General features: G+C 59.8%; 10 protein-coding genes. 7 read left to right on the top strand and 3 right to left on the bottom strand.

What is annotated here, in order from left to right; genetic code table 11:
* Nucleotides 1-6 precede the first annotated feature (6 nt).
* From M5J09_RS09725 to M5J09_RS09715, 3 genes are all read left to right on the top strand, one after another.
* The gene (locus tag M5J09_RS09725) at nt 7-201 is read left to right on the top strand and encodes an acyl-CoA carboxylase subunit epsilon (RefSeq protein ID WP_257157710.1); all 195 of its coding nucleotides are present in this window, start codon (nt 7-9) and stop codon (nt 199-201) included.
* A 5-nt stretch (nt 202-206) separates the two neighbouring features.
* On the top strand, nt 207-803 hold the full coding sequence (locus tag M5J09_RS09720; protein ID WP_257157709.1) for a nucleoside triphosphate pyrophosphatase: 597 nt from the start codon (nt 207-209) through the stop codon (nt 801-803).
* Nucleotides 804-890: 87 nt separating this feature from the next.
* Nucleotides 891-1,307, top strand: coding sequence for a DUF3151 domain-containing protein (locus tag M5J09_RS09715; protein WP_257157708.1), 417 nt, complete (start codon nt 891-893; stop codon nt 1,305-1,307).
* 80 nt (nt 1,308-1,387) lie between these two features.
* Here M5J09_RS09715 and M5J09_RS09710 read toward each other — a convergent pair whose 3' ends face one another.
* Together M5J09_RS09710 and M5J09_RS09705 are read right to left on the bottom strand one after the other, a co-directional pair.
* On the bottom strand, nt 1,388-2,647 hold the full coding sequence (locus M5J09_RS09710) for a DUF4282 domain-containing protein (protein WP_257157707.1): 1,260 nt from the start codon (nt 2,645-2,647) through the stop codon (nt 1,388-1,390).
* A 179-nt stretch (nt 2,648-2,826) separates the two neighbouring features.
* Nucleotides 2,827-3,885: a Cj0069 family protein gene (locus M5J09_RS09705; protein WP_042529559.1), complete on the bottom strand. Its 1,059-nt coding sequence runs from the start codon at nt 3,883-3,885 to the stop codon at nt 2,827-2,829.
* 279 nt (nt 3,886-4,164) lie between these two features.
* Here M5J09_RS09705 and M5J09_RS09700 point away from each other — a divergent pair, with 279 nt between their 5' ends.
* The 4 genes from M5J09_RS09700 to M5J09_RS09685 all read left to right on the top strand — a co-directional run bounded on the left by M5J09_RS09700 (nt 4,165) and on the right by M5J09_RS09685 (nt 9,265).
* A complete protein-coding gene (locus M5J09_RS09700) occupies nt 4,165-5,025 on the top strand; it encodes a sulfurtransferase (RefSeq protein WP_257157706.1) in 861 nt (286 codons plus the stop codon).
* A 141-nt stretch (nt 5,026-5,166) separates the two neighbouring features.
* The gene (locus M5J09_RS09695; RefSeq protein ID WP_257157705.1) at nt 5,167-6,939 is read left to right on the top strand and encodes a biotin carboxylase N-terminal domain-containing protein; all 1,773 of its coding nucleotides are present in this window, start codon (nt 5,167-5,169) and stop codon (nt 6,937-6,939) included.
* Nucleotides 6,940-7,403: 464 nt separating this feature from the next.
* Complete coding sequence (locus tag M5J09_RS09690; protein ID WP_257157704.1) at nt 7,404-7,961, top strand: N-acetyltransferase; 558 nt, start codon at nt 7,404-7,406, stop codon at nt 7,959-7,961.
* An 80-nt stretch (nt 7,962-8,041) separates the two neighbouring features.
* The gene (locus tag M5J09_RS09685; RefSeq protein ID WP_257157703.1) at nt 8,042-9,265 is read left to right on the top strand and encodes an ATP-binding protein; all 1,224 of its coding nucleotides are present in this window, start codon (nt 8,042-8,044) and stop codon (nt 9,263-9,265) included.
* A 62-nt stretch (nt 9,266-9,327) separates the two neighbouring features.
* Here M5J09_RS09685 and M5J09_RS09680 read toward each other — a convergent pair whose 3' ends face one another.
* On the bottom strand, nt 9,328-12,759 hold the full coding sequence (locus M5J09_RS09680; protein WP_257157702.1) for a pyruvate carboxylase: 3,432 nt from the start codon (nt 12,757-12,759) through the stop codon (nt 9,328-9,330).
* Nucleotides 12,760-12,794: the final 35 nt, after the last annotated feature.

Here is a 12,794-nt window from a genome sequence, read left to right as displayed (position 1 = left end):
GTATCCATGTCCGATTCCCTTTTTACCGTCCTGCGCGGCAACCCTACTGACGCGGAGCTCGCGGCACTATCCACGGTGCTCAGCCAGCTCGACTCCGAGGCACGCGCCAAGGCTGCGGATATCCACTCTGAGCGTAACCTGTGGGGCCAGCCGGGAGATGTGTTCAACCCGACGGCCTTCCGCAACGTCCGCTACTACTAGCCGCCATGCGCATTGTCCTAGCATCCCAATCGCCTTCCCGGGCGTCCATCCTTCGCGGTGCTGGCGTCGAACCCATTATTGCCCCGGCCCACGTGGATGAACGCACCATTGAAGAGCGCCTCGCTGGAGAAGACCCCGAGGACATCGTGTGTGCCCTTGCCACGGCTAAGGCCGAGGCCATCGCCCCCGGCTATCCCGAGGACGTCGTGGTGGGTGGGGATTCCATGCTGCTTCTCGACGGCTCCCTCCAAGGCAAACCCCATACCCCTGAGGCCACCGTTGAGCGCTGGCATGCGCAGGCTGGCCGCACCGCTGAGCTCATCACCGGCCACTGCGTGCTCTACGGCGACAAACGCTTCGTCGAGGCCTCGCGCACGACGGTACATTTTGCTCAAGCCTCCGACGCCGATATCGAGGCCTACGCCCGGACCGGCGAGCCACTCGAATGCGCCGGCGCTTTTACGTTGGAGGCCCTCGGCGGCTGGTTCATCGACCGCATTGAGGGCGACCCCTCCAGCGTCATCGGGCTTTCGCTCCCGGTGCTGCGCCGAGCACTCTACTCCTTTGGGCTCAACGTCGCCGATTTCTGGACCAAGCCCTAGTTTCGGGCGAACCCTCTAGTTTTGGGCGAACCTTTCCAGGTTCGCCCCTCTGGTGACCGTGGCGCCACATGGCTAAAGTGGGGCGGCATGGAAATGAAAGACATGCTCGCACCCAAGCCCATCAAGCTTCCGGCCGATCCGGGCGCTGAGAGTACCTCTGATCTCACCGCAGGAATCGTCGCTCACCCCGATTCGCCGCTGCTGTGGGCGCTGCTCGCGGAGCAGGAATTGGATCAACATAAGGACGCCGAGCCCACCGCCTTCATCACGGCCTACGCATATGCCCGCACCGGGTACCACCGCAGCCTCGACCGCCTGCGAGGCAACGGCTGGAAGGGCTGGGGCCCAGTCCCCTACTCCCATGAGCCCAACCAGGGCGTGCTGCGCGCCATCGCCGCTTTGGGCCACGCTGCGAAAGCCATCGGCGAGAACGAAGAGTATGACCGCATCCGCCAAATGCTGTCCGACGCCGACCCTGAATCCGTAGCCACGCTCCTGGACTAACCAGCTGCATAGATCAGTACAATCCCGCAACCTCGTCGAGAAGGTTGCGGGATTCTTAGGTGCTGACGGGCTGAGGAACCTTAGTCGTTATTCGTCGCGTCCCTGTTGGCATCGGCCTGCTCGACCAGCGTGCCGGTGTTCTGTGCAGTGCGGATATTAGCCACGAAGAACTCCAGAATCAGTCGGAACTGGATGATGTAGAACAGGAAGGTAATTCCTCCGATGAGCACTGCGCCTAGGAGGGACATGAGTCCCATAAGGAAACTATCGGCAAAGGCTACCAGGGAGAACAAAATCGCGCCGACCCATGCGACACCAGACACTAAGACCAGAAGCATATAAATGAAAGACGAGAACTTCAAGGTGACGAATTCGCTGAAAGAGAAGTCAAATAGCGCCTTGAAGAAACCAGAGCCCTTGGAGGCAGTGCCCTGGCCTTGGTTGTTCTGCTGCGGGTACTGCTGCATCGCGGGAGCACCGAAGGGCGAGTTCTGATCGCCGAAGCCCTGGTTCTGTGTGGCAAACCCCTGCTCCTGCTGACCGAAGCCCTGGCTCTGCTGACCGAAGCCCTGCTCCTGCTGACCGAAGCCTTGGTCCTGCTGACCGAAGCCTTGGTGCTGCTGGCCGAAGCCTTGGTGCTGCTGGCCGAAGCTTTGGTCCTGTTGGCCGAAGCCCGCGTTCTGAGCACCAAATCCCTGGTTCTGCTGGGAGTAGCCGCCGAAGCCAGAGTTCTGATAATTCTGCTCAGGCTGGGAGTACTCTGTGGACTGGGAGTTCTGGGAAGCCTGCGCACCGAAGCTTTCCGACTGCTGCTGGCCAAAACCATTGCCCTGGTCAGCGGAGCTGCTATAGCTCGTGTTGTCAGCGCCAAAGCCCGAGGTGGAGTCCTGGGAGGAGCCATAGGATTCAGAGGCCGGTACAGCAGAGCCAGCCTCAGACGAAGCAGAATCCTGGGTGGACGCAGAGTACGAAGACGAAGACTCAGTGGAGGCAGTTGATTCAGCCGACTGCGCCGGTTCAGTGTGCGGCTCGGAGTAATCGCCGTAGCCCGCCTGGCCACCCCAATCAAAGCCGGAGTTGGACGGCGCGCTCGGGTTACCCCAACCTGTGGAGGCGTTATCGCTGCCATAGCCTCCACCAAACCCCTCGCCGAAGCCTTGCTGGGAAGCACCGCTGTTCGTGCCGTTCTCTGGTGTGGAGGAGTCCTCGCCCGCGTTATTTGGGGTCGAATTATTCGGGGTGTAGTCAGCGCCAAAGCCGCTGCCGAAGCCGCCGCCAAAACCCTGGTTAGAAGGATCGTTGTTGTTGCCGTTCTCGCCGAACTGGTTGGGGTTGGTCATCGCTCGGTAGTCCTTTCACAGTGAAGTTCGCAGAGCAGTACACATCCGTGTAATTTTTACTTCTCCGAAGGTACCTGAGATCCGGCTCACTGGCAGCGCTCATTGGGGAACACGCCCCACACAATGAGGCTTCAAACGCCAAAATCCCCCGCAAAAGCGAGGGATTCGTCGAAAAGCGCTTAGGCGTGCTTTGCCTCGACGCGCTTGATGGCCTCAGCAGCCACCTTCTCCTGGATACCCATGTCCAGCTCAGAGGTGAAGCCAACGCACGAGCAGTTGATCTCACCGAGGACGTAGGTATCTTCGCCATTCTCGCCGTCAGCAAGCATGAAGTCTGCGGTCCAAATCAGTGGAATGTTATCGCCACCGAGCTTCTCGGCGATGACCGGACGGACCTCAGCGAACATGTCAACAAGCTCCTGCCACTCCTCCGGCTTCTGGTAGGTGTACTTCGCACCGGAGAACAGGGTGGCGGAGAAGGCGTCGCCGCCCTCAGCCGGCTTCTTGTGAACAACGAAGACCGGGTCCGGGCCAACGAGGAGGATACGGATCTCGCCCTCAACGATGCGCGGCATGAAGCGCATGTCCACGAGCATGCCGTTGTCACCCACGATGTACTGGTCACAGAAGTCCATGAACTCGCCGAGCTCGCGCTCCTCGGTGTGGTTGTCCACAGCTTCGGTGCACTTGAGCTTGGTATCGAGCGGCAGTGCGCTGCCCGGCTCTACAGACTCGGCCAGCTTCTCATCGGCCAAGCGCACACGCCAAATACCGGAGCCGGTGGATCCACGGTTCTGCTTGAGAACACGCTCACCGTAGGACAGGGAGGTCGGGAAGGTGTTGTGGAAAGACTCAACGTCGTAGTACGCAGCGGTATCGGACGGCACCAGGTCGGTGTCATTGAGCTTCACCAAGGCATCCTTGGCGCCATAGGCCATCATCTCGTGCGGGGTGGACATGCCAACCAGACCTGCCTCAGCGAGCTTGGTGAGTAGGTCGAAGTAGCCCTTCTCGCCACCCGGGATGTTGCCCGGATTCACGCGAGAGATGTAGGCATCAAAGTTCTCGGAGACGTACTCGAAGAGCTTCTCGGACCACTCGGGACGGTAGAAGACCACTTCTGCGTGCCAGCCAGCATCCTTAATGCTGTCGACGATGGGCATGGTGTCCTTGCGGTGGCCGTTGAACTGCTTGTCAGATCCGCCCTCGACCTCGAAGACGACGATTGCCTTGTGCACAGCGTTTCCCTTTCGTTGGGTATTTGTGGGTCACCCCCTAAAATAACCCAGCTTTGCCAACCGTGCTGAGCAAGCGCCCCCACCCCAAAAAGGCGTGCTCACCCGCTACGGAGCTACCCTGACCTGCACTCTTGTTATAACCAGTGCCTGTGCCGTAAAAAATATCTCTAGAGAAATGTATCCAACACCACAAAAGTTTCTCTTGAGTGACCACGTATCAGCGAAGCGCGCTAAAGTTGAGGCGACCGTCCCCCTCTCAACGAGAAAGGCAGGTGGACCGTGGCCGAATTCGACCCGAATCCCCCTTTCCAAGAGTACGCGCACCCCGAGCGTCTCGTTTCCGCCCCGTGGCTGTCCGCGCGTCTGGGCGTCAATGGCCTACGCGTCGTCGAAGTAGATGAGGATTCTCTCCTCTACGACATTGGCCACATCCCGACTGCTATCCGCATTAATTTCCAGAAGGAGCTGCTCGATAGCACCACACGAGACCTCATTGATGAGGAAGCCTTCGCCGAGCTCCTTCGCTCCAAGGGCATTGAACGCGATGACACCGTGATTCTGTACGGAGACAAGTCCAATTGGTGGGCTGCGTTCGCCCTGTGGGTCTTTGAGCTGTACGGCCACCCAGATGTGCGCCTTCTCGACGGCGGCCGCGATGCCTGGATGTCCGAGGAACGCGATACCTCCTTCATGGTCCCCGACCCCACCACCTCCTCCTACCCGGAGGTTAGCCGCGATGAATCAGCCCGCGTTTTCGTCGATGAGCTGCGCTCGTCCACCGCCTCGTTGGTGGACACCCGCAGCCCAGAAGAATTCTGCGGTGAGGCCACTCGCGAATCCGGCAACGGCGAGTCTCCCTACGGCACCACGATGACCTACGGTCACATCCCTGGCGCTGTCAATCTTGAATGGGACCGCGCAGTCTACCCCAACGGCTGCTTCCGCACGCTCAGCGAGCTTAAGGTGAACTACGGTGAACTCGAGCCAGCGACCGAGACCATCCTTTATTCCCACGTTGGTGCCCAGGCAGCCCACACATGGTTCGTCCTCAAGTGCCTGCTTGGCTTCAACAACCCGCGCGTCTACGACGGTTCGTGGGCCGAGTGGGGCAACATGGTGCGCATGCCGGTTGAGCGCTAGCAACACGCCGAAATGAGCCCGCATCCTTGCTGGTGCGGGTTTATTTTTTGACACGAAACCAAGATGTGAAGGTATCCTCATGTTTTTCTGTGCAAGAATAGTATGCAGTCCTATCAGAAATCATGGAGGAGGGTTCCTGCCGTGGCAGTTGAAACCAAGAACATCACCAAGGTCCTCGTGGCCAACCGCGGTGAGATTGCGGTCCGCGTCATCCGGGCGGCCCGCGACGCGGGCATTGCATCTGTAGCGGTCTACGCCGAGCCCGATGCCGACGCCCCATTCGTCACGCTGGCCGATGAAGCCTTTGCGCTCGGCGGCCAGACCTCCGCGGAGTCTTACCTCGACTTCACCAAGCTTCTCGACGCCGCCGCTAAGTCCGGCGCCGATGCTATCCACCCCGGCTATGGTTTCCTCTCTGAGAACGCCGAGTTCGCTCAAGCGGTCATCGATGCCGGACTCATCTGGATCGGCCCGTCCCCGCAATCTATTGCGGATCTCGGCGATAAGGTCACCGCGCGCCACATTGCCGAGCGTGCCGACGCCCCCATGGCCCCCGGCACACCGGATCCAGTGAAGGACGCCGCTGAGGTTGAAGCTTTTGCTGATAAACACGGACTTCCCATTGCTATCAAGGCTGCCTTTGGCGGTGGTGGTCGCGGCATGAAGGTGGCCCACACCCGCGAGGAAATTGCGGACCTGTACGAGTCCGCCACCCGCGAGGCAACCGCCGCCTTCGGCCGCGGCGAGTGTTTTGTGGAGCGCTACCTGGATAAGGCCCGCCATGTCGAGGCCCAGGTCCTGGCGGACCAGCACGGCAACGTCGTCGTCATGGGCACGCGCGACTGTTCCCTGCAGCGCCGTTTCCAAAAGCTCGTCGAGGAGGCACCTGCCCCCTTCCTCACCGATGAGCAGCGCGCCTCTATTCACGAGTCCGCCAAGCGGATCTGCCGTGAGGCCGGCTACTACGGCGCGGGCACCGTTGAATACCTCGTCGGTTCTGATGGACTTATCTCCTTCCTTGAGGTCAACACTCGCCTCCAGGTGGAGCACCCCGTCACTGAGGAGACCACAGGCTTCGACTTGGTACGCGAGCAGTTCCGCATCGCTGAGGGCCGTGAGCTCTCCATTTCCGAGGACCCAACCCCACGCGGCCATGCATTCGAGTTCCGTATTAACGGTGAGGATGCAGCCGCAGGCTTCATCCCGGCTCCGGGCACTATCGTGGGCTACTCCGAGCCATCCGGCCCTGGCGTGCGCATGGATTCCGGCGTGCGTGAAGGCACCGTCGTGGGTGGCCAGTTCGATTCCATGCTGGCCAAACTCATCGTGTGGGGCCCCGACCGCGCCACCGCTATCGAACGCGCCCGCCGCGCGCTGTCGGAGTACCGCATCGAAGGCCTGCCCACGGTTATCCCCTTCCACCAAGCCATTCTCACTGATCCCGCTTTCGCCGCCGAGGACGGCAACTTCAAGGTCTACACCAAGTGGATCGAGGAAGAGTGGGTCAACGAGCTTCCTGAATACACCGACACCGCCGAAACCCCCGAGGACGAAGAACAAGAGGCAGCTCAGAAGTTCGTCGTCGAGGTGGGCGGCCGCCGCATCGAGGTGGCTCTGCCGGGCAACTTGCTCTTGGGCGGTGGCAACAAGCGCAAAAAGTCGAAGAAGCGTCGCGGAAAGGGCGCGGCGGCGAACGTGTCCGGCGACACCGTAACCGCGCCGATGCAAGGCAGCGTCATCAAGGTCGCCGTCGAAGAGGGCCAGGAAGTGGAAGAGGGCGAGGTCGTCGTAGTGCTCGAGGCCATGAAGATGGAAAACCCCGTCAAGGCCCACAAGTCCGGCACCGTGACCGACCTCAAGGTGGCCACCGGCGCGCAGATCAACAAGGGCGAGCCAATCCTGGAGATTAAATAGTTCGCTAATGCTTCCATGCCGGCAGAAAGCGGCACGAAACTGCGACAAACCCTGCCTCGATTAGCGCTGCTGAGTACTCTGTGACGTGATACCCCGGTGGAGCTCTGCTCCGGGTTACTGACCCGCTGAGTACTACTTGCCGGGGTGCTGACTTGTCACTTTGGGGGATGCAGCAGTGGCGCATCAGGATAGCCAGTGGATTACGCAATGGCTCTCAACACCGCGTTGGGAGCCATTTCTTTGTGCTGCCCATCAAGACGACGAAGCTGCATTAGCTCACGACGTCGCAGGGAGGCCCTTCATGCCTTCCGCTCAATCTTGAAGGTCGAGGCGCTACTGAACCCGCCGCTTACACGCCATACCACCGCCACGAGTACCCTTCTCCGGACCATAGAGAATCCACCAACTCCCCTCGAACCACTCAGCGAGTGACTAACTTCAGAGATCAAGTAGCCTCGTAAGGCATGAGCGCTAACGATTCTGAGTTCGGCGTGCGGTTAGCCAAGGAGCACGACCGCACCTACCTCTCCCGTCTCCTCTTCCTCGCCGATGTCCTCGGTGACGAGGACGCCCATATTGGGGATTTCCACACGCCTGATGTGGGGCTGTACATCGATGAATGGTCCCCGCATGTCGACGGCGGTGTCATCGCAGTCTCCAGCCACCGAGTCCCCGTCGGCGGTGCGTGGCTGCGCTACTACACCGCAGAAGCCAAAGGCGCTGCCTACACCGGCAATCCGGAGGCTGATCCTTTTGATGAGTCCCAGTGGGCCACGGACCTCGATCCGGAGGAGATCCCCGAGCTTTTCCTTGCGGTGGAATCCCGCTACAGGGGCTTAGGCGCTGGGCGACGCCTTCTGCGCAACACTTGCGACCTCGCCGAGGCACAGGAAGCTCCAGCCGTATCGCTATGGATTGAGCCAGAAAACACCGGCGCCCGCACGCTGTATGAATCCGAAGGCTTCGTCGACATCGACGTCCCAGGCCGCCCGGATGCCCACGTGATGCTCAAGCGTTTCTAGCGGCACATGCCAACAACAGGTGTCGACTATACTCGACACTTGCTCGTTTTTTCCTAGAAGTGTCGACTATACTCGACGCCATGGCTGACCTCATTCCTCGCCCAAGCTATCTTGCAAAATTACACGCGATCGAGGATCGCAACCTTGTGCGTATAGTCACGGGCGTGCGTCGCTGCGGAAAGTCCGCATTGCTTTCCTTATATCGACAGGATCTCCTCAACTCGGGAGTGCCTGCTAAAGACATTCTCGTCATCAATTTTGAGGACGCACGTAATGATCGGCTCCGTGAGCCGCATGCCTTTCATGCTTTCGTCGAGGAAGCCCTAGACCAAGGGCTTCGCTATCTCCATGTCGACGAAGTGCAAGAGCTCGAAGACTGGGCAAGAATCATTAACTCGCTAAGGCTTAATGATGATCTCGAAATCACTCTCACTGGTTCAAATGCCTCTATGTTTGCTGGCGAATCCCTGACATATCTTGCCGGCCGCTACATAGAGCTTCGGATGCTCCCCTTGTCATTAAGCGAGTTCACTGCCTTCACCCACCGTGAAAAATCACGGCCAACGATACCGACTGCCGAAGACTTTTCCGCGTGGATGCGAATCGGCGGGTTCCCTGCAAGTGTGTTGGCAAACGATGTCGGAGTTGCCTCAGATTTCAATCGTGCGCTTTTCGATTCAATTTTTACCCGAGACATCGCTCTTCGTGGCCAAATCCGTGATACATCAACGTTCTTGCGGCTTGCTCAATTCATCTTCGATAATTCTGGTTCAGAACTATCCACCCGCCGAATCCGCGGAGTTCTTAAAGCAGATGGATACGCTAGCTCCTCTGAAACCATCGATCGCTACCTCGAGTTGATGGAGGACGCCCACCTACTATACCGCTGTCGCAGCCGTGATACTAAGGGAAAACAATGGCTGAGAAGCAACGGTAAGTACTACTTCGTAGATCCTGGATTACGTAATGCCGTACTTGGTTCCCGTGATTTCAACCTGGGCCACGACCTTGAGAATATGGTGTTTCTCGAGCTTCTTCGCCGAGACTATGAGGTGTCCACTGGCTCAGTCCCAGACGGGGAAATAGATTTCATCGCAACTCGTGGGGATGACACCTTTTACGTGCAGGTAGCCTACGCCACCTCAGAACCTTCTACACTGGAACGAGAATTAGCCCCGTTCGCGCATACCCCGGCTGGCTCACGCTGCATACTCATCACGCTAGACCGATTTCCACCGCCGACAGGCCACGTCCATTGGGTCGATGGCCTTGCGTTCTTGGCCGGACAAGACCTAACCCCTTAAATACAGAAACTAAACCCTCCTGCTTGGATGTTCTATCTCAGCAGGAGGGTTCAGCGGTTTTTCTAGTTGATGACGGCGATGAGGTCGCCGCCCTCAACCTTGGTGGCGACGCCAATGGCGACGCGCTCGATGGTGCCATCCTTGGTGGCGGAGATGGAGGCTTCCATCTTCATGGCCTCAATGACGGCGATTTGATCGCCGGCCTTGACCTCGTCACCGACCTTGGCGGTCGGGTTAACCACGCCGGCAAACGGTGCGGCAACATGACCGTCATTAGACGGGTCGGCCTTCTCCACGGTGGCGACGGTGGACTCAACGTTGTTATCACGTACCTTTAGCGGGCGAATCTGGCCGTTGACGTTCAACACAACGTTGCGGATGCCCTTCTCGTCCGGCTCACCCACTGCGTCGAGTCGCACGGTGACCGGCGTGAGATCCGCACGATCGGTGGAGCCTTCTGGGAAGTAGTGGACGATGTAGTCCTTGCCCTCCTCCAAGCCATAGAGGAACACAGTGTCCGTCAGCGCCTCGGTGTTACCGAACTTGCGGCGGAACTCGTTAAACTCCTCGAACTGCTTCGGGAAGAGCAGGCGGTTGAGGGAGGCACGGCGCTCGTCAGAGTTCTCCGATGAGAGGTGCTCCTTCTCCTCCTCTGGGACGGGCTTGACGGCGACGTCGCCAGGCGTGCGGCCCTCAAGGACCTTGTCACGCAGCGGCGGCCAGCCGCCCGGAGGGGTACCAAGCTCACCGCGGAGGAAGGCAATGACGGAATCTGGGATGTCGTACTTGGTGGGGTTAGCCTCAAAGTCAGCCGGATCCACGCCGGCGCCCACGAGGTGCAGGGCGAGGTCACCGACCACCTTGGAGGACGGAGTGACCTTGGTCGGCCGGCCCAGCATCTCGTTGACGGCCGCGTAGGTGTCCTCGATGATTTCGAAGCGATCCTCCAAGCCCAGTGCGGTTGCCTGCGCACGCAGGTTGGACAGCTGGCCGCCCGGAATTTCGTGGCGGTAGACGCGGCCGGTCGGGCCAGGAATGCCCTTCTCGAACGGGTGGTAGAGCTGGCGCACGGCCTCCCAGTAGGGCTCAAGGTCAGAGACGGCCTTGAGCGAGATGCCGGTGTCACGAGCGGAGTTCGAGAACGCCGCGATGATGGCGGACAGGGAGGGCTGGGAGGTGGTACCCGCCAGCGGCGCGGAGGCACCATCGACGATGTCCGCACCGGACAGAGCCGCGGCGTAGTAGGTCGCCAGCTGGCCACCCGCGGTGTCGTGCGTGTGGACGTGGACCGGCAGGTCAAATTCCTTGCGCAGAGCCATAACCAGCTTGGACGCGGACTCTGGACGCAGCAAGCCCGCCATGTCCTTGATGGCCAAGACGTGGGCGCCGGTGTTGACGATCTCTTCCGCCAGCTTGAGGTAGTAATCCAGCGTGTAGAGCTTCTCATCTGGGGAGCACATGTCGCCGGAGTAGGCCATGGCAACCTCGGCCACGGTCGTGTTGGTCTCCAGGACGGCGTCGATAGCCGGGCGCATCTGGGTGACATCGTTCAGTGCATCAAAGATACGGAAGACATCGACTCCGGACTTGGCTGCTTCCTGCACGAAGCCGGTGCACACATCGTTGGAGTAGGGCGAGTAGCCCACGGTATTGCGGCCGCGCAGCAGCATCTGGATGTTCTGATTCGGCATGGCCTCACGCAGCATATCCAAACGCACCCACGGGTCCTCCTTGAGGAAGCGCATAGCGACGTCGTAAGTAGCACCGCCCCATGCCTCAACGGAGTAGAGCTCCGGGGTCATGCGGGCCACAGCCTCAGCAGCGGTGACCAACGCGGTTCCGCGCACGCGGGTAGCCAGCAGGGACTGGTGCGCGTCACGGAAGGTGGTGTCGGTGACCGCCAGGGCGTCCTGCTTGCGGATCTTCTCAGCCCACTTCTTCGGGCCGAGCTCCAGCAAGTCATCGCGGGAACCGCGTGGCAGCTCGGAGTTAAAGTCCAGATCCGGCAGCTTATCGAAGGGGCGCAGGGTGGTCGGGCGCTCGCCATTTGGCTTATTCACGGTAACGTCCGCGATGTAGTCGATAATTCGGCCGGACTCGTCCACGGCCGGCGGGGCCTTGAGCAGATCCGGGTGCTCCGCGATGAAGCTCGTGTCAACGCGGGTGTTGACGAAGTCCGGCTCGCGTAGCAAAGCACGCAGGAAGCCAATGTTAGTGGCCACGCCGGCCACAGTGAACTCGTTCAGCGCACGCTGGGCACGAGCAACAGACTGCTCGAACGTCGCGCCGCGGCAGGTCATCTTGACCAGCAGGGAGTCAAAGTTCGGAGAAATCTCCGCACCGACAGCCGTTGCACCGTCAAGACGCACGCCCGCACCACCCGGGGAACGGTACTGGGTCAACGTACCGGTATCCGGGCGGAAGCCGTTGGAAGGATCTTCGGTGGTGATACGGCACTGCAGGGCCGCACCGTTGATGTGAATCTCTTCCTGCTTGAGGCCAAGCTCTTCGAGTGAGAAACCTGCGGCAATCTGCATCTGAGACTTCACAATGTCCACACCCGTGATCTCCTCGGTCACGGTGTGCTCCACCTGCACGCGCGGGTTCATCTCGATGAAGACGTGATTGCCCTTCTCATCCACGAGGAACTCGACAGTACCGGCGCCTTCGTAGTTGATGTGCTCACAGAACTTCACGGCGTCCGCACAGATGCGGTCACGCAGCTCCGGATCCAACGTCGGTGCCGGGGCAATCTCCACAACCTTTTGGTGGCGACGCTGTACGGAGCAGTCACGCTCATAGAGGTGCATGACGTTGCCCTGCGAGTCGCCCAGAATCTGCACCTCGATGTGCTGCGGGCGGATGACGGCGGTCTCAAGGTAAACGTGACCGTCACCGAAGGCGGCTTCTGCCTCACGGGACGCCTCAGCGCACTTAGTCTTTAGCTCTGCCTCATTCTCAATGAAACGCATACCGCGGCCGCCGCCGCCGGCAACTGCCTTTACGAAGATGGGGTAATTAAAGTCCTTGGCGTACTCAGCCAGCTCATCCACATCCGTCGACGGCTTAGAGTCCTTCAACGTGGGCAGACCCGCCTCCTCGGCGGCGGTCACTGCTGCGGACTTATCACCGGTCAGATCAAGAGTTTCCGGCGTCGGACCGATAAACTTAATGCCATTATCGCGGCAGGCGCGGGCCAAGTCAGCACGCTCCGACAGGAAGCCATAGCCTGGGTAAATTGCATCCGCACCAGACTTCTTGGCGGCACGAATAACCTCATCAATGTCGAGGTATGCCTTGACCGGCTGGCCCTCAGTACCGATGCGCACTGCCTCATTGGCGAACGCACGGTGGAAGGAGTTGCGATCCTCTTTGGGATAAATGGCGACCGTCTTGGCACCAACCTCAAAAGCGGCACGGAAGGCACGCACGGCAATTTCACCGCGATTGGCTACCAAGACCTTAGAAAAGGATTTGTGGGCGGTATCAGACACTGGGTGTAATCCTTTCAGATGAGCACGATACAGAT

The sequence above is a fragment of the Corynebacterium sp. BF-R-2 genome (assembly GCF_024586525.1).
GTDB classification, from domain to species: Bacteria; Actinomycetota; Actinomycetes; order Mycobacteriales; family Mycobacteriaceae; genus Corynebacterium; species Corynebacterium singulare.
Note: the sequence above shows the minus strand (reverse complement) of the source record. Positions and strands in the feature narration are given on the sequence as shown.

Coding starts and splice junctions, on each gene's coding strand:
- M5J09_RS09725 (WP_257157710.1), top strand. CDS start 7: ATGTCCGATTCCCTTTTTACCGTCCTGCGCGGCAACCCTACTGACGCG.
- M5J09_RS09720 (WP_257157709.1), top strand. CDS start 207: ATGCGCATTGTCCTAGCATCCCAATCGCCTTCCCGGGCGTCCATCCTT.
- M5J09_RS09715 (WP_257157708.1), top strand. CDS start 891: ATGGAAATGAAAGACATGCTCGCACCCAAGCCCATCAAGCTTCCGGCC.
- M5J09_RS09710 (WP_257157707.1), bottom strand. CDS start 2,647: ATGACCAACCCCAACCAGTTCGGCGAGAACGGCAACAACAACGATCCT.
- M5J09_RS09690 (WP_257157704.1), top strand. CDS start 7,404: ATGAGCGCTAACGATTCTGAGTTCGGCGTGCGGTTAGCCAAGGAGCAC.
- M5J09_RS09685 (WP_257157703.1), top strand. CDS start 8,042: ATGGCTGACCTCATTCCTCGCCCAAGCTATCTTGCAAAATTACACGCG.